We start from the raw sequence: 15,989 nt of genomic DNA, 5'->3' as shown, positions 1-15,989 counted from the left end.
GCGGCGGGTCACACCCCCGGAAGGCCGCCGATGACCTCGCCCACTCCGATATCCGCACCGACCCCGGACGCCGCCGCGCGCCCGGGGGCCACGGATGTCGCGTCGCCTCCGGTCCCGCCGGTCCTCGCCGAGGTCGTCCGCTCCGGTTTCGTCGAGGGCCGGCACCGCGGGTCCCTGGTGGTGCTGGCGGCCGACGGCAGCGTGGAGTGGTCGCTGGGCGAGGTGACCACCCCGGTCTTCCCCCGGTCGACGAACAAGCCGATGCAGGCCGCCGCGGTCCTGCGGGCGGGCCTGGACCTCTTCGGCGAACGGCTGGCGCTGGCCACCGCCAGCCACTCCGGCGAGCCCTTCCACCTCGCTCTCGTCCGGACCATGCTCGCGGAGCACGGGCTGACGGCCGAGCAGCTGCAGACGCCGGCCGACCTGCCGCTGGACCCGGAGGAGGCGGAGGCCTACCTCGCCGCGGGCCGGGTCCGCGACCGCCTCACGATGAACTGCTCGGGCAAGCACACCGCGATGCTGGCCGCCTGCGCACGCAACGACTGGCCGCTCGCCTCGTACCTCGACCCGGCCCACCCGCTGCAGCAGCTGGTGGCCGACGGCGTGCGCACCGCGAGCGGCGAGGACGTGGCGCACACCGGCACGGACGGCTGCGGCGCGCCGCTGCTCTCGCTCTCCCTGACCGGCCTGGCGCGCGCCTTCCGGCACTTCGTCACGGCCGCTCCCGGCACCCCCGAGCGGCGGGTGGCGGACGCGATGCGCGCCCACCCGGAGTACGTCGCCGGCACCCGCCGCCCCGACACCTGGCTGATGCAGGCCCTCCCCGGCACCCTCGCCAAGATGGGCGCCGAGGCCGTGCAGGCCCTGGCCCTCCCCGACGGCCGCGCCCTCGCCTTCAAGATCGACGACGGCGCCTCCCGCACCCTCGGCCCGGTCCTCGCCCGTACCCTGCGCCGCATGGGCCTCGACGCCCCCGTCCTGGACCGCCTCGCCGACGCCCCGCTCTTCGGCGGCGGGGCGCGGGTGGGGGAGATCCGGGCGACGTTCTGAGGGGTGGCGCCGAGCGGGTGCGCGGGGTCCGTGAGCGGGGACGGGCGGGGCCCGGAGGCCGGCGGGCGGGGAACCGGGGCGGGGCGCGCGGCGCGCCGGGCCGCCGTACGGCGCGCCTCGTGCCCGCTGCCCCCGTGGCGATGGCCTGCATAGGGTGGCGATGACACAGTGCAGGCACGTATCACCCACCACAGCAGGAGGCCGGCGACCATGAGCGACGCGAATTCCGAGCCGCAGGGGCCCGAGGCGATCGAGCACGCGCACGACCCCGAGGTGCTGCAGCTGGCGGCCAAGGTGTTCGACCTGGCACGGCACGGCGACACCGACACCGTCGCCGCATATGTGGACGCGGGCGTCCCCGCCAACCTGACCAACGACAAGGGCGACTCGCTCGTGATGCTGGCGGCGTACCACGGCCACGCCGCCACCGTGGAGGCCCTGTTGCAGCGCGGCGCGGACGCCGACCGCCCCAACGACCGCGGCCAGACCCCGCTGGCGGGCGCGGTCTTCAAGGCCGAGGACGAGGTCGTCAAGGTCCTGGTGGCCCACGGCGCCGACCCGGCGGCGGGCACGCCCTCGGCGATCGACACGGCCCGGATGTTCGAGAAGACGGAGCTGCTGAAGCTGTTCGGGGCGGAGTGATCCCGGCGGGCCGCTCGCCGACGGACGACCCGCGGGCGGGCGGCCCGGCGGGCGGGCGGCCCAGCGGGCGGGGGCCGGGCGGACGGGAGCCCGGTGGCCGGGGCCGAGCCTGCGAGATCCCGGCTGCCGGGCCGTGGGCGGCCCGCGGGACACCCGCACCGGACCCGGACGTGGCACCCCCGCGCTTGACCTCAAGCTCGCTCGAGGTCCTAGCGTCGCGGCTCGACGGCACCCGGCCGTCCACGGGCGCACACACCGCGCTCCGCCGCATCACGCCACGAAGGACCCGCATGTCCGAGCACCCCTACCGCCTCGCAGTGATCGTCGCCAGCACCCGGGAGGGCCGGTTCGCGCCCGTCATCACGAACTGGTTCACCCGGCACGCCGCACAGCACCCGCACCTCGACGTGGACGTCATCGACCTCGACGCCGTCCGCCCGTACGAACTCCGCCACGGCAGCGCGGAGTACGAGACCTTCGCCAAGCGCGTCGACGAGGCGGACGCCTTCGTCGTGATCACCCCGGAGTACAACCACTCCTTCCCGGCCCCGCTGAAGCACGCCATCGACCTGCTGCACCGCCAGTGGCAGGCCAAGCCGGTCGGCTTCGTCTCGTACGGCGGGGTCTCCGGCGGCCTGCGCGCCGTCGAGCAACTGCGGCTGGTCTTCGCCGAGTTGCACGCCACCACGGTGCGCGAGACGGTGAGCTTCGCGCTCGCCGGGAGCCTCTTCGACGACGCGGGCCGGCTGCGCGACCCGGCCCCCGCCACCCAGGCCGCCGACGCCCTGCTCCGCCAGCTGACCTGGTGGGCCCTGGCCCTCCGCGAGGCCCGCACGGCACGCCCGTACGGCGCCTGACACCCTCCCGACGCCCGCCGCGTCGCGCACTCCACCCCGTGCGCGACCGCCGGCGGCGTCACCGCCCCCTCAGGAGCCCTCCCGCACCGCCGTCGCGACACGGACGTTCATCGCGCACGGAATGCGGCCGTCCGGCAGCGCCATGGCCGCCGCCTCCGTCTCGAAGCGGGCCCGCAGATCCGCGACGACCGCGGCGTCGAGGGGGGCGAGGTCGTAGAAGCCGCCGACGGTCCGCCAGATCCGTTCGGGCGGGCCGGACAGGTCGATCCGTACGGTCTCCCACTCCGCCGCCCCGAATCCGGCCGGCCGGAACACCTCGTCGAAGCCCTCGCGGGTCCGCAGCCGCTCGTCCCCGAACGACGGCATCTGCTGCTCCGCGGGCGCCGCCCGGAACAGCGGCTTCAGCAGCCGCACAAAGCTCTCGTACGCCTCGCCCCCGGCCGGCCCGCCGCCCAGGACGACGGCCAGCGTGCCGCCCGGCTCCAGCACCCGCGCCAGCTCCGCCGCCACCTGTTCCGCCTCGCTCATCAGCATCAACGCCATATGGGACACACAGCCGTCGAACCACCCGTCCTGGAAGGGCAGTCGCTGGGCCCGGCACACCCGGAGATCGGCCCCCTCGACGCCCGGACGAGTGCGCGCCAGCCTCAACTCCTCGGCGGACAGGTCGATCCCGGCGAGCGCCCGCCCGGCCCCCGCCTCCCCCGCCGCGAGGAGTTCCAGCAACAGGCCGTCGCCACAGCCGAGATCCAGCAGCCGACGGCACTGTGGCACCCGGTCCCGCAGGATCTCGTAGCTGGAACGGCCGTCCCCGGCCCGCCCATGGGCCATCGCCCGCACCGTCACCGCGGGATGCGCGGCATGAAAGGCCCGCAGAAAATCTTCCTGAACCGTCGTCATCCGCCGATCGTAGGAGCGGCGCCACCCCGCGCCCGTCAGTTTGCGCCAGGGCGTTCCTGCAGCGCCCAGCCGTTGCCGTCCGGGTCGCGGAAGTAGACGAACGAGTTCCAGGGCCCGCCGGGCCCGTCGGCCAGCGCCCCGTTCTCCACATGCTGCACGGGGCCTGCGGTCACGCCCCGTTCGACCAGCTGCGCACGGGCCGCGGCGATGTCGGGGACCACCAGCTGCAGCCCCTGCACCGATCCGGGATCCCCGTCCGTGACCCCCTCGCCCCCGCCGATGACGATCGAGCAGCCCGACCCCGGCGGCGTCAGCTGCACGATGCGCACCCCGCCGCCGACGCTCATGTCGTGATCGACGGCAAAGCCCAGTTGCTCGCTGTAGAAGCGCTTCGCCCGTTCCACGTCGGCGACCGGAACCGGCACCAGTTCGAGCCTCCAGTCCATGGCGCGCCGTCCCTTCCGTACGGGCGACGGCCCCGGAACAACGGCCGTCGGCACCGGCCCCCAGGACGTGTCCACCAGGCCCGGCCCGGCTGCTCACGGACGTGTCCGCCAGGCCCGGCCCGGCTGCTCACGGCGCTCCCGCGGCCACCACCGGGAGGCCCCCGGGCACGCCCCGGCGCTACAAGAAGTCTACGGACGGGAGGCCGGATGCGCGCTTCGTCACGGGCTTCCCCTCCCCCTCCCCCGCCCCACCCCTCCCCCGCCACGCCTCACGCCTCACGCCTCACCCGTTGACGAACGTCATGCTGCTCTCGTCGTACCGCGTGCCGGCGACCCGGTCGGCCGGTGCCGCGGCGTCGATCACGGCGAGGTCTTCCTCGGTCAGCTCGACGGCGAGCGCGCCGAGGTTCTCCTCCAGGTACTTCTCCCGGCGGGTGCCGGGGATCGGCACGACGTCGTCGCCGCGGTGCTGCACCCAGGCCAGGGCGAGCTGTCCGGCGCTGACGCCCTTCTCGGCGGCGAGTGCGTCGAGCCGCTCCACGATGGCCAGGTTCTGCTCCAGGTTGCCGTCGGCGAAGCGCGGCTGGCTGCGGCGCACATCGGACGCCGGCAGGCCCTTCACCGAGGTGTAGCGCCCGGTCAGGAAACCGCGCCCGAGCGGCGAGAACGGCACCAGCCCGATCCCGAGTTCACGGCACACCGGGGCGATCTCGCGCTCCAGGTCACGGGTCCACAGCGACCACTCGCTCTGCAGCGCGGCGATCGGATGCACCGCATGTGCCCGCCGGAGGGTCGCCGCGCTCGCCTCGGACAGCCCGAGGTGGCGGACCTTGCCCGCCGTGACCAGCTCGGCCATCGCGCCCACGGTCTCCTCGATCGGCACGTCCGGGTCGACACGGTGCTGGTAGTAGAGGTCGATGTGGTCGACCCCGAGCCGGCGCAACGACGCGTCGCACGCCTCCCGTACCCAGGCGGCGTCGCCCCGGATCGCGGTCGGCTCACCGAGCCGGTTGGCGAACCCGAACTTCGTCGCCAGCACCACCTCGTCCCGCCGACCGGCGATGGCCCGGCCGATCAGCTCCTCGTTGTGCCCCGCCCCGTAGAAGTCGGAGGTGTCCAGCAGGCTGACGCCGAGGTCGAGCGCCCGGTTGATGGTGGCGGCCGACTGCGCGTCGTCCGACTGCCCATAGCCATGGCTCATCCCCATGCAGCCGAGCCCCTGCGCGGAAACCACCAGTTCACCGAGGTGACGCGACGGGATGTTCGTCGTGGTCATAGTGCTGCTACCTCCTGGACGTACGGCGGCGGACCGGGTTTCGTGCCCGTGGTCCCGCCCTGGTTCCTGAACTCCGGTGCCCGTGTGCCGGGCCTGCGCCGAAGTTCCGTTCCGGACGGTAGGAGTTGGAGAGCGCTCCAAGTCAACACGACATCATCAAGGCACCGTCCTCAGGGCGCTGGAGACCCTGCCGCACGACTCCGCCGCCCTCCTCAGCCGCCGTTGCCCGCTATCTCCCGCAGGGCCTGGCAGTGCGCCGCGAAGGTGGTGCGGCCGGCGGGTGTCAGGGCGAGCCAGGTGCGCGGGCGCTTGCCGACGTACCCCTTGGTGACGGCGACATAGCCGGCCTTCTCCAGGGTGGCGACCTGCCGCGACAGGACCGAGTCGCTCACCTCGACGGTGTCGCGGACGAAGGCGAACTCGGCCTTCTCCGCGGCCGCCAGGGTCGCCACGATGGAGAAGCGGACCGGTGCGTGCATCACCTCGTCGAGCGCATGACGCGGATGTGCCCCATGTTGCGAAGGTGCCCCGTGATGCGGGTCGGTCACCGCCGGGCCTCCAGATACGCGCCTATCAGCCCGGGAAGGGCGACCACCAGTGCTCCGGGCACCCACCATGCCAGGTTCCCCGGGAACCACATCGTGCCAGGGGCCAGCACCGCGCCGTAGAGCAGTCCCCAGAGGGCGATCATGAAGCCGTGCCGCCGGCCGAACCCGCGACGGGCCACCCGCTGCCGGGCCGCGTAGACCGACAGCCCGGCTATGGCGGCACACCACAGGCCACTGCCGATCGCCACGCCGTAGGGCCGCTCCAACAGCCCGATGGAGAGCACCAGGACGGCGGACGCGCAGCCGTAGACGAGTTGGTACCAGACGTACCACCGCGCGCCGTCCCGCACCGTCGAACTGAGCCTTTGCATACGGTCCAGCGCGGCCGCCGCATCCTTCGAGGCGTACTCCGACATCCCCGTCCCCCCGATCACCGGCACTGCTCCCCCTGCCTCCGGTCGTCACTCCCGGACTGCCTCCGGTCGTCACTCCCGGACTTCCTGCATTCAGCGTGACAAGTACTTTCCGATCTGACAAGTACTTTCCAGCCATTCGCCGAGGTCGCGAACTCCTCGCCGCACGCCGGGGGTTGCTCCCCCCACAGCGCCCCGCATCCGGCCCGGCACCGGCATCCGGCCCGCGCGGCGACCGCCTGTGCGCGCGGCCCCGGTCGGGTAATGTGGCGCCCTCAGTAGTGGCCCGACGAGGAGGTGAGACCGATTCCCCGCCAGACCAGGCAGGTGCTCCCGGCTCACAGCCGTGCGGCCCACCCGACGCAGGTGGCCGCCCGACACCGGTGACCCGGGAAGCGCCCCAGGCGCCCCGAAAGGCTCACATGTCGCCGTCCCCGATGCCGTCCCACCCGTCGTCCCTCCCTTCGCCCCTCGCGGCGTCCGCTCCCGCGCCCCTCACCCGCCCCGCCGTCGTCACCGCGCTGCGCACCGCCGGCTGCGTCTTCGCCGAGGACGAGGCGGAGCTGCTCCTGTCCACCGCCCGCACCGCCGACGAGCTCGCCGCCATGGTGGAGCGCCGCACCCTCGGCCTGCCCCTGGAACACGTCGTCGGCTGGGCGGAGTTCTGCGGCCGGCGGATCGCCGTCGATCCCGGCGTGTTCGTACCGCGCCGCCGCACCGAGTTCCTGGTGGGCCAGGCGGTCGGCCTCGGACTGCGGGCCACCGGGCGCGCCGGGCGGCCCCCGGTCGTCGTCGACCTGTGCTGCGGCTCCGGCGCGGTGGGCACCGTACTGGCCGCCGCCCTGGGCCCGGTCGAGCTGCACGCCGCGGACATCGAACCCGCCGCGGTGCGCTGCGCCCGCCGCAACGTCCGCGCCGCCGGCGGCGAGGTCCACGAGGGCGACCTCTTCGACGCGCTGCCCGCCGGGCTGCGCGGCCGGATCGGCATCCTGGTGGCCAACGTTCCCTACGTCCCGACCGAAGAGGTCGGCCTGCTGCCGCCCGAGGCCCGCGACCACGAGCCGCTGGTGGCGCTCGACGGCGGCGCGGACGGGCTCGACGTCCTGCGCCGGGTGACCGCGACCGCCCCGCAGTGGCTGGCGCCGGGCGGCCATCTGCTGGTCGAGACGAGCGAACGGCAGGCAGCCCGGGCCGTCGGGACCTTCACCCGCAACGGCCTGCTCCCCCGGGTCGCCGGCTCCGACGAGCTGTGCGCCACGGTCGTCATAGGCACCCGGCCGGGCACCGCACCACGGGCGCCATAGGCACCGGTACGGGCTCCGCGCCACGGTCGCCGCAGACCCCGGGGAGCCCGCCGGAGAACCGGGCCGCCGGGCCGCACGCACGGGCCGCGCGCGGCCCGGCAGAGGCCGTGCCCACCGGCTGGAGCACTCCTGCTAGCGCTGCGCTTGCAATAGTTAGCACTGCGAGGCACCATCGGGGTATGGCATCACTCAACGTCGGCAACCTCGGCGAGTTCCTGCGGGAGCAGCGGCGCACAGCGCAGCTGAGCCTGCGGCAGCTCGCGGATGCCGCGGGGGTGTCCAACCCGTACCTCAGCCAGATCGAGCGCGGCTTGCGCAAGCCGAGCGCGGAGATCCTGCAGCAGCTCGCCAAGGCGCTGCGGATATCCGCCGAGACGCTGTACGTCCAGGCCGGGATTCTGGACGAACGGCAGGGTCTGGACGGCGTCGAGGTGCAGACCGCGATACTCACCGACCCGGCGCTGAACGAGAGGCAGAAGCAGGTCCTGCTGCAGATCTACGAGTCCTTCCGCAAGGAGAACGGGCTCGGGAGCGGCGGCACCGACGCCACCGCGCGCGGACCTGAGGACGGGCTCGGCACGGACTCCCTCGAGACAGAGGCCGACGGCGGCCCGCACGCCACCTGAGCAACCGATTTCGTTTCCAGGAGGAACCACGTCATGGCCATCAACACCGATGACCTCCGCAAGGCCCTGACCGACGCGACCCCGCTCTACGCCCTGGCCGGCACCGTCGACCTGGCTGCCGAGAAGCTCGGCGAGGTCCCGCAGTTCGTCGAGAAGATCCGGGTGGAGGCGCCCAAGCGCTTCGAGTCCGTCCGCAGCACCGACCCCAAGGACGTCCAGGCCCTGGTCACCAAGCAGGCCAAGGACGCCAAGGAGAAGCTCACCGAGCTGCTGGGCTCGATCGACGGCGACATCAAGAAGGTCCGCGACCAGGCGCAGGAGCTGGCGCTGCAGGGCGTGGGCCGCGCGGCCGAGGCCGTCGTCCGCACCCGTGAGGGCTACGAGGAGCTGGCCGAGCGCGGCCGCGGCGCGGTGGCGACCTGGCGCGGCGAGGCCGCCGACCAGGTCGAGGACCTCGCGGTGGCGATCGAGCCGGAGCCCGCGCCGAAGCAGGCCAAGGGCGGCACGAAGACCCAGACCCCGGCGGCCAGGAACCAGACCGCCACGGGCACGAAGAACCCGACCGCGAACGGCGCCAAGGCGGAGACCAAGGCCACCCCCGCGGCGCAGCCCAAGCCGGCCGCGCCGAAGAAGCCGGTCGCCCAGCGCAAGCCGGCTCCGGCGCCGGCGAAGAAGAGCACCCCGCCGTCCGCCAAGTGACGGCGGAGGGCACTCACGGCGAGGACGGGTGAGCTCGCTCACCTTTCGCCGCGGACCCCGTTTCACGGGCCGGGCCGGGCACACTTCGGGTGCCCGGCCCGTTGTCCGGGTACGGTGGGGCCGCACGGGCGGCAGTCGGGCCGCCGTGGACCGAGACGACACGACTGGCGAACGGGCGGTGTAGGGCGTGCTGATTTACGGGTTCCAGAGCATTCTGAGCTGGGTGCAGCTCGCCCTGGGCGTCTATGCCGCCGTGATGCTGATCGACGCGGCCGTGCGCCGCGAGGACGCCTATCGCGCCGCGAGCAAGCAGACCAAGGGCATGTGGCTGATCTTCCTCGCCCTTGCCACGGCGCTGCTCTTCATTCTCCCGATCATGTCGTTCCTGCCGGTCATCGGCGTGATCGCAGTGATCGTCTACACCGTCGACGTGCGACCGGCGCTCCGTGAGGTGTCCGGCGGCGGCCGCGGTCCCCGGCGCGGGGGCTCCAGCTCGGACGGGCCGTACGGGCCGTACAACGGCGGACGCTGAGCGGGAACGGCGGGCGCCGAGCGGCCGGGAGGCCGCCGGCCGCTGACGGCCCTCGCTACCGCCGGTCCAGCAGCAGCACGGCCACGTCGTCCGTCAGCTCGCCGCCGTTCAGATCGCGGACTTCCCTGACCGAGGCCTCCAGCAGTTCCTCGCCCGTGAGGCCGGCGGCCATCTGCCGGCTCACCAGCTCGGTCATGCCGTCCTGGCCGAGGCGCTGGTTGCCCTGACCGATCCGGCCCTCGATCAGGCCGTCGGTGTACATCATCAGGCTCCACGAGCCGCCCAGCTCCACCTGCCGGCGCGGCCAGCGGGCGTGCGGCAGCAGGCCGAGCGCCGGGCCGCCGAATTCGTAGGGCAGCAGCTGCGGGCGCTGGCCGGCCTGGGCCAGCAGCGGTGCGGGGTGGCCGGCCAGGCACAGTCCGGCGCGGCGGCCGTCCGCGGAGATGTCGACGGTGCACAGCGTCGCGAAGATCTCGTCGTCCGCCCGCTCGTGCTCCAGCACCTTCTGCAAGGTGGCCAGCAGCTCGTCGCCGGAGAGCCCGGCGAAGGTCAGCGCGCGCCAGGCGATGCGCAGCTCGACGCCGAGGGCGGCCTCGTCGGGGCCGTGGCCGCAGACGTCGCCGATCATCGCGTGGACGGTGCCGTCCGGGGTGCGGACGGTGTCGTAGAAGTCGCCGCCGAGCAGCGCCCGGCTGCGGCCGGGGCGGTAGCAGGCGGCGAAGCGCAGGTTGGAGCCGTCGAGCAGGGGCGTGGGCAGCAGCCCGCGCTCCAGTCGGGCGTTCTCCTGGGCGAGCATCCGGGACTCGGTGAGCTGTCGCTGTGCGAGGTCGGCGCGTTTGCGCTCGACGGCGTAGCGGACCGCGCGGCTGAGCACCGCGCCGTCCAGCTCGTCGCGGAAGAGGTAGTCCTGGGCGCCGACGCGTACGGCGTCGGCGGCGCGCTCGGCGTCCGTCTCGTAGGTGAGGACGAGGACGGCGTGCGAGGTGGCCATCCGCAGGACGTCGCGCAGCATGCCCAGCTCGTCGTCGGGGGCGCCGCCGCGGCCGGCGGCGCGCTCCGTGCGGTCGCCGGGCTCGCGCGGGGGCAGGTCGAGCAGGATGCAGTGCACGTCGTCGGTGAGCAGCCGCTCGGCCTCGGTGAGGTTGCGGGCGGTCCGCAGGCGCACCTTGCGGCCGGCCCAGTCCCACATGTCGGGGACGTGGCTGTTGGGGTTCTCGCCGATGAGGAGCAGGGTCAGGCCCTGGTGCACCGGCCCGTGGTCGGCCGGAACTCGCTGGTCGGCCGGCTGCGGCTGCCCGGGCTCCGGGGAGCCCTGCGGGGCCGGGTGGTCCGTGCGCCGGCCCACGGCGGTCGCCGGGCCGCCCACGTGCTGGGCCGTCGTGTCCCCCGCGCCCGGCGCGCCGGCGACCTGCGCGGTATCCGCGCAGGCGTCGTCCACCGGTCCTGCCTGGTGCGGCAGCACGACCGACCGCTGGTGCGGTACGGGTACGGGCATTGGTCTGCTTCCTTCCCTCCCCCCGAGGGGTGCGGCGGGGCGCCGACCGGCGCACCACCGTGCCCGGCTGCCCGCCGCTCGTGGGTCAAGGGAACGGAGGGCGCACACCGGGCACTGCCAGGCGACCATAGCGCCAGTACGGAGTGGGATGGAATGCCCGGCGGCAATCGGCCATCGTCATATGCCGCGTCCGATAAGCCATTTGACCTGGGGAGGGTGGAATGCGGAATGACGAACATCACCCCGCTTGAGTGCATTCCGCTACCCGACGGCGACCCTCGGACAGCGAACAATTCGGTCATTTATCGTGCATGTGATCCGCGCCATCGTGTCAGCGGTCACCATCGGGGCGGACGACACCGAGGATCGGCATCGAGCCGGCGCCGGTGATCGTGACCTGCCGGCCGGGCCGCGGCGCATGCACAATCGCGCCGTTCCCGAGATACATCCCGACATGGCTGGCATCGGTGAAATAAATAATCAGATCGCCCGGCCGCATGTCCTTGATGTCGACCCGGGGCAGCTGCCGCCACTGCTCCTGCGAGGTCCGCGGAATGGTCCGGTGGGCGGCCTGCCAGGCCCGCAGGGTCAGCCCGGAGCAGTCGAAGGTGTCCGGCCCCTCCGCGCCCCACACATAATCCTTGCCGATCTGCGCGGTGGCGTACGCAATCGCCTTCTTGCCGGGGGCCGAGGCCTTGTTGCTGATGTCTTTCAGTACGCCGGAGTCCAGCCACTTCTGCTGCTGCTCGAAGGCCAGCTCGTCCTCCAGCTTCTTCAGCCGGTCCTTTTCCTTGGCGGCCAGCCGGGATTCCAGCTTCTTTGCCTCGTCGATCTTTTTCTCGATGTCCCGCCGGGCGCTTTCCTTCTTCTTGCGGTTCGCCTCCAGCTTCTCCCAGCGGTCCGTCGCGGACTGCGAATAACCCTCCAAGTCGCCCTCGAGACGGGAAAGTTGGCTGATCATTCGCTTGGCCGCGAGCTGCCCCTTGCGCGCGAGGGTGGCATTGTCGAGAAAGCCCTCGGGGTCGACGTTGAGCATGAGCTTCGCCTCGGCGGGCAGCCCGCCGCCGCGGTACTGGGCGCTGGCCAGCGCACCCGCCTGCCGCTTGAGGGTGGCCAGCCGGCGCTGGGTGGCGTCGATGCTGCGCGCCAGTTCGACGATCTCCTTCTGCTGGAGGCCGACCTGTTCCTTGGCGGCGTTGTAGGCGTCGGTGGCCTGCTCGGCCTTGCGGTAGAGGGCGTCGATCTTCTTGCGTACGTCGTCGAGGCGGCGGGCGTCGGCGTCCGCCGCCGCGCCGCCGGCCCGCTCCGTGCCGGCGGGCGGGTTCTTCGGGTCGTCGGCGTAGGCGGCCGTGGCCGTGCCGCCGAGCAGGCCCATGGCGCACAGGACGACGGCGGTGCACGTCACGAGCCGGCCGCCCCGCGAACCCCACGTCCCGCGTGGACCCCATGACCGCCGTGTGCCCCACGGCTCCCGCCTGCCCCGTACGTCCCGAACGCCCTGCCGTGCCCCCTGGCTCCCCACCAGCCACCTCCGGTCGTTCCGCACCGATTCGCGTGTTCCTACAGGCGCGGATGCTGCCATACCGGCCGGTAATTCAACAGGGCGACGGGCCGTTTCGCACGCGTCGGCGAACGCTTCTGCCCTCGCACCCATCCGATGGCCGAGGTTCACCGTGCGTTCACTCCCCTCCATCGGCCGCTTCACCTGATCTGCCTAATTTCAGCCTCACCGAGTGCGCGTCTCGCCCCTAGCGCAAGCGCGACACGGACGGCGGCATCGCGGAACGCGACAGCCCAGATCCTCACATCACCTCGCACGCCGACGAAGCGGCGCGCCCCAGGAAGGAACTTTCGACAGTGAAGCTTCAGCGCAAGAACCGGGTTCGCGCCCTCGCCGTTGGCGCTCTCGCCGTCTCGGGTGCCCTGGCCCTGACGGCGTGCGGCTCCGACGACACCTCCGGCGCCGGCGGCGGTGCCGCCGCCAAGCCGTCGAACATCAAGTGCGAGGGCAAGGGCAAGCTGCTCGCGTCCGGCTCCTCCGCGCAGAAGAACGCCATGGACGTCTGGGTGCAGAACTACGCGGGCGCCTGCAAGGGCACCGAGATCAACTACCAGCCGACCGGCTCCGGCGCGGGTGTGACCACCTTCCTGCAGGGCCAGACGGCGTTCGCCGGCTCCGACTCCCCGCTCAAGCCCGACGAGATCACCAAGTCGAAGCAGGTCTGCAAGGGCGGCCAGGCCATCGACCTGCCGATGGTCGGCGGCCCGGTCGCGATCGGCTACAACGTCCCCGGCGTGGACAACCTCGTGCTGGACGCCCCCACCCTGGCGAAGATCTTCGACTCGAAGATCACCAAGTGGAACGACGCCGCGATCAAGAAGCTGAACCCGGGCGCGAAGCTCCCGGACCTCAAGATCCAGGCGTTCCACCGCTCCGACGACTCGGGCACCACCGACAACTTCACCAAGTACCTCAAGGGCGCGGCCCCCGGCGACTGGAAGCACGAGCCGGCGAAGAAGTGGGAGGGCACCGGCGGCCAGGCGGCCTCCGGCTCGGCCGGCGTCTCCTCGCAGGTCAAGCAGACCAGCGGCGCGATCTCCTACTTCGAGCTGTCGTACGCGACGGCCGGCAAGATCCCCACGGTCAAGCTGAACACCGGCGCCAAGACCCCGGTCGACGCCACCGTCGACAACGCCTCCAAGGCGATCTCCGAGGCCACGCAGGCCGGCAAGGGCAACGACCTGGCCCTGAAGCTCAACTACACCACCAAGGCCGAGGGCGCCTACCCGATCACCCTGGTGACCAACGAGATCGCCTGCGACAAGGGCAACAAGCCCGAGACGCTGGCCGCCACCAAGTCCTTCCTGACCTACATCTCCAGCAAGGACGGCCAGAGCGCGCTCAAGCAGCTCGGCTACGCCCCGCTGCCCACCGAGATCGCCGACAAGGTCCGCAAGACCGTCGCCACGCTCTCCTGACCCACCGGGCGGCGGCCCGCAGACCGCCAGGCCAAAGGGGCCCCTTCACCAGGGCCCCTTTCGGGCCGCCGCCCGTCCGGTGCACCGCCGCGCCAGGAGCCCCCGCCGGGCTCCGCAGACCGGAGAATCCATGACTTCTGCTACCTCGACATCCGCCACCCCGCCCGCGCCGGTAAACGACGGCCGCTCCGCCGTCTCCGGCAAGGCGGTCCGCCCCGGTGACCGGATCTTCCTCGGGCTCTCCCGGGGCTCCGGTGTCGCCCTCCTGGTGATCATGGCCGCCATCGCGGTCTTCCTCACCTACCGCTCCGTGCTCGCCATCTCCGGCGACAAGGCCAACTTCTTCACCACCCTGGACTGGAACGCCACCGGGACGGACCCGAAGTTCGGCATCGCGGTCCTCGCCTTCGGCACCGTCGTCAGCTCGGTGGTCGCGATGGCCATCGCGGTACCGGTCGCGGTCGGCATCGCGCTGTTCATCTCGCACTACGCCCCGCGCAAGCTGTCCTCGCCGCTCGGCTACGTCATCGACCTGCTCGCCGCGGTGCCCAGCATCATCTATGGCCTGTGGGGCGCGCTCTTCCTCGTCCCGCATCTGAGCGGCCTCTACGGCTGGCTGGACGACTACCTCGGCTGGACCGGCATCTTCTCGTACGGCGGCGGGGCGGCCCGTTCGCTGTTCACCGTCGGCATCCTGCTCGCGATCATGGTCCTGCCGATCGTGACCAGCGTCAGCCGCGAGGTGTTCCTGCAGGTCCCGCGGATGCACGAGGAGGCCGCGCTGGCGCTGGGCGCCACCCGCTGGGAGGTCATCCGGATGTCGGTGCTCCCCTTCGGCCGCTCCGGGGTCATCAGCGCCTCGATGCTGGGCCTGGGCCGTGCTCTCGGCGAGACGATGGCCGTGGCCACGGTCCTCTCGCCCAGCTTCCTCATCAACACCAGCCTGCTGGACCCGGGCGGCGGCACGTTCGCCCAGAACATCGCCAGCAAGTTCAGCGAGGCCGACACCTTCGGCCAGGACGCCCTGATCGCCTCCGGCCTCGTCCTCTTCGTGATCACGCTGCTCGTCAACGGCGCGGCCCGCCTGATCATCGCCCGCCGCAAGGAGTACTCGGGAGCCGCCGCATGAGCATCACCACCGACCGCCCCGCGGTATCCCACGGCGACGCCCCGCTGCCCGTCTCGCTCAAGCACGCCCGGCTGCCCCGCTGGACCCCGCCGGTCCTCGCGCTGGTCGCGGCCGGTGCGGGCTGCGGCATCGGGCTGGGCGCCGGCCTGGACAGCACCGTCCAGTGGGGCCTGATCGCCGCCCTGCTCTTCGTCTTCGGCACCTTCGCGCTGGCCGCGGCCGTCGAGGGCGGGCGGCAGGCCAAGGACCGGCTGGCCACCTGCCTGGTCTGGATCGCCTTCCTGATCGCCGTCGTGCCGCTGGCCTCGCTCCTGTGGGAGACCGTCGCCCGCGGCACCAAGGTCCTCAACGGCTACTTCCTGTCCCACTCCATGGGCACCACGCCGGACGCGCTGCCCGGCGGCGGCATCAACCACGCGATCATCGGCACCCTGGAGCAGGTCGGCCTGGCCACCCTGATCGCCGCGCCGATCGGTCTGCTCACCGCGATCTACCTCGTCGAGTACGGCCGCGGCCGGCTCGCCCGCGCCGTCACCTTCTTCGTCGACGTCATGACCGGCATCCCGTCGATCGTGGCCGGCCTGTTCATCCTCTCCGTGTGGATCCTGATCCTCGGCTTCGGCCCGTCCGGCTTCGCCGGCTCGATGGCGTTGGCGATCCTGATGATGCCGGTCGTGGTCCGCTCCACCGAGGAGATGCTCAAGCTCGTCCCCAACGAGCTGCGCGAGGCGTCGCTGGCCCTCGGCGTGCCCAAGTGGCGCACGATCCTCAAGGTCGTGCTGCCGACGTCGATCGGCGGCATCACCACCGGCGTGATGCTCGCCATCGCCCGTATCGCCGGCGAGACGGCGCCCGTGCTGCTCCTGGTGTGGGGCGCGAAGACGATCAACAACAACCCCTTCGAAGACGCCCAGCAGTCGCTTCCGCTCTATGTGTTCCAGCAGTGGCAGCAGGGCTCCGAGGCCTCGTACGACCGGGCATGGGCCGCGGCGCTGGTCCTCATCGCCTTCGTCATGATCCTCAACCTGGTGGCCCGCGGCATCGCCCGCTGGAAGGCCCCACGCGGAGGACGGAGTTGAGCTGCGGCGCAGCT

General features: G+C 72.4%; 17 protein-coding genes. 10 read left to right on the top strand and 7 right to left on the bottom strand.

Going from position 1 to position 15,989, the window contains the following annotated elements; all coding sequences use genetic code 11:
• Positions 1-30: 30 nt before the first annotated feature.
• The 3 genes from AB0411_RS35920 (at position 31) to AB0411_RS35910 (ending at position 2,549) form a co-directional block, all read left to right on the top strand.
• Positions 31-1,050, top strand: a complete 1,020-nt coding sequence (locus AB0411_RS35920; RefSeq protein WP_366421434.1) for an asparaginase — start codon at positions 31-33, stop codon at positions 1,048-1,050.
• Between the two features lie 210 nt (positions 1,051-1,260).
• Positions 1,261-1,692 (top strand): ankyrin repeat domain-containing protein, encoded by a 432-nt coding sequence (locus AB0411_RS35915; protein WP_366421433.1) that lies wholly within the window; start codon positions 1,261-1,263, stop codon positions 1,690-1,692.
• A gap of 290 nt (positions 1,693-1,982) precedes the next feature.
• On the top strand, positions 1,983-2,549 hold the full coding sequence (locus AB0411_RS35910) for an NADPH-dependent FMN reductase (protein ID WP_366421432.1): 567 nt from the start codon (positions 1,983-1,985) through the stop codon (positions 2,547-2,549).
• A 69-nt stretch (positions 2,550-2,618) separates the two neighbouring features.
• On the opposite strand, the gene AB0411_RS35905 is transcribed toward AB0411_RS35910, so the two are convergent.
• From AB0411_RS35905 to AB0411_RS35885, 5 genes are all read right to left on the bottom strand, one after another.
• The gene (locus AB0411_RS35905) at positions 2,619-3,449 is read right to left on the bottom strand and encodes a class I SAM-dependent methyltransferase (RefSeq protein WP_366421431.1); all 831 of its coding nucleotides are present in this window, start codon (positions 3,447-3,449) and stop codon (positions 2,619-2,621) included.
• A 35-nt stretch (positions 3,450-3,484) separates the two neighbouring features.
• Complete coding sequence (locus AB0411_RS35900) at positions 3,485-3,895, bottom strand: VOC family protein (protein WP_366421430.1); 411 nt, start codon at positions 3,893-3,895, stop codon at positions 3,485-3,487.
• Positions 3,896-4,178: 283 nt separating this feature from the next.
• Entirely contained in the window at positions 4,179-5,171 is a 993-nt protein-coding gene (locus AB0411_RS35895) for an aldo/keto reductase (RefSeq protein ID WP_366421429.1), read from the bottom strand.
• 212 nt (positions 5,172-5,383) lie between these two features.
• Positions 5,384-5,650, bottom strand: coding sequence for a winged helix-turn-helix domain-containing protein (locus tag AB0411_RS35890; protein WP_366421448.1), 267 nt, complete (start codon positions 5,648-5,650; stop codon positions 5,384-5,386).
• A gap of 65 nt (positions 5,651-5,715) precedes the next feature.
• Positions 5,716-6,135: a hypothetical protein gene (locus AB0411_RS35885; RefSeq protein WP_366421428.1), complete on the bottom strand. Its 420-nt coding sequence runs from the start codon at positions 6,133-6,135 to the stop codon at positions 5,716-5,718.
• A 419-nt stretch (positions 6,136-6,554) separates the two neighbouring features.
• Here AB0411_RS35885 and AB0411_RS35880 point away from each other — a divergent pair, with 419 nt between their 5' ends.
• The 4 genes from AB0411_RS35880 to AB0411_RS35865 all read left to right on the top strand — a co-directional run bounded on the left by AB0411_RS35880 (position 6,555) and on the right by AB0411_RS35865 (position 9,293).
• Positions 6,555-7,436, top strand: coding sequence for a putative protein N(5)-glutamine methyltransferase (locus AB0411_RS35880; RefSeq protein ID WP_366421427.1), 882 nt, complete (start codon positions 6,555-6,557; stop codon positions 7,434-7,436).
• Between the two features lie 179 nt (positions 7,437-7,615).
• The gene (locus tag AB0411_RS35875; RefSeq protein ID WP_366421426.1) at positions 7,616-8,062 is read left to right on the top strand and encodes a helix-turn-helix domain-containing protein; all 447 of its coding nucleotides are present in this window, start codon (positions 7,616-7,618) and stop codon (positions 8,060-8,062) included.
• A 33-nt stretch (positions 8,063-8,095) separates the two neighbouring features.
• A complete protein-coding gene (locus AB0411_RS35870) occupies positions 8,096-8,761 on the top strand; it encodes a hypothetical protein (RefSeq protein WP_366421425.1) in 666 nt (221 codons plus the stop codon).
• A 187-nt stretch (positions 8,762-8,948) separates the two neighbouring features.
• Positions 8,949-9,293: a DUF2516 family protein gene (locus AB0411_RS35865; RefSeq protein WP_018093407.1), complete on the top strand. Its 345-nt coding sequence runs from the start codon at positions 8,949-8,951 to the stop codon at positions 9,291-9,293.
• 55 nt (positions 9,294-9,348) lie between these two features.
• Here the strand turns inward: AB0411_RS35865 and AB0411_RS35860 are convergent, their stop codons facing one another.
• Together AB0411_RS35860 and AB0411_RS35855 are read right to left on the bottom strand one after the other, a co-directional pair.
• Positions 9,349-10,788: a PP2C family protein-serine/threonine phosphatase gene (locus AB0411_RS35860; protein WP_366421424.1), complete on the bottom strand. Its 1,440-nt coding sequence runs from the start codon at positions 10,786-10,788 to the stop codon at positions 9,349-9,351.
• A gap of 331 nt (positions 10,789-11,119) precedes the next feature.
• Positions 11,120-12,193 carry a C40 family peptidase gene (locus AB0411_RS35855; RefSeq protein ID WP_366421423.1) on the bottom strand — a complete coding sequence of 358 codons (1,074 nt, stop codon included), beginning with the start codon at positions 12,191-12,193 and terminating at the stop codon, positions 11,120-11,122.
• A 452-nt stretch (positions 12,194-12,645) separates the two neighbouring features.
• Between AB0411_RS35855 and pstS the strand changes: the two genes are divergently transcribed.
• The 3 genes from pstS (at position 12,646) to pstA (ending at position 15,975) form a co-directional block, all read left to right on the top strand.
• Positions 12,646-13,767: a phosphate ABC transporter substrate-binding protein PstS gene (gene pstS, locus AB0411_RS35850; RefSeq protein ID WP_366421422.1), complete on the top strand. Its 1,122-nt coding sequence runs from the start codon at positions 12,646-12,648 to the stop codon at positions 13,765-13,767.
• Between the two features lie 130 nt (positions 13,768-13,897).
• Entirely contained in the window at positions 13,898-14,896 is a 999-nt protein-coding gene (gene pstC / locus AB0411_RS35845) for a phosphate ABC transporter permease subunit PstC (RefSeq protein WP_366421421.1), read from the top strand.
• Entirely contained in the window at positions 14,893-15,975 is a 1,083-nt protein-coding gene (gene pstA, locus AB0411_RS35840; protein ID WP_366421420.1) for a phosphate ABC transporter permease PstA, read from the top strand. The genes pstC and pstA overlap by 4 nt, the downstream gene beginning before the upstream one ends.
• The last annotated feature ends 14 nt before the right edge of the window (positions 15,976-15,989 follow it).

Source organism: Streptomyces angustmyceticus (genome assembly GCF_040701845.1).
Taxonomy (GTDB): domain Bacteria; phylum Actinomycetota; class Actinomycetes; order Streptomycetales; family Streptomycetaceae; genus Streptomyces; species Streptomyces angustmyceticus_A.
This window is presented reverse-complemented; position numbering and strand designations above follow the sequence as displayed.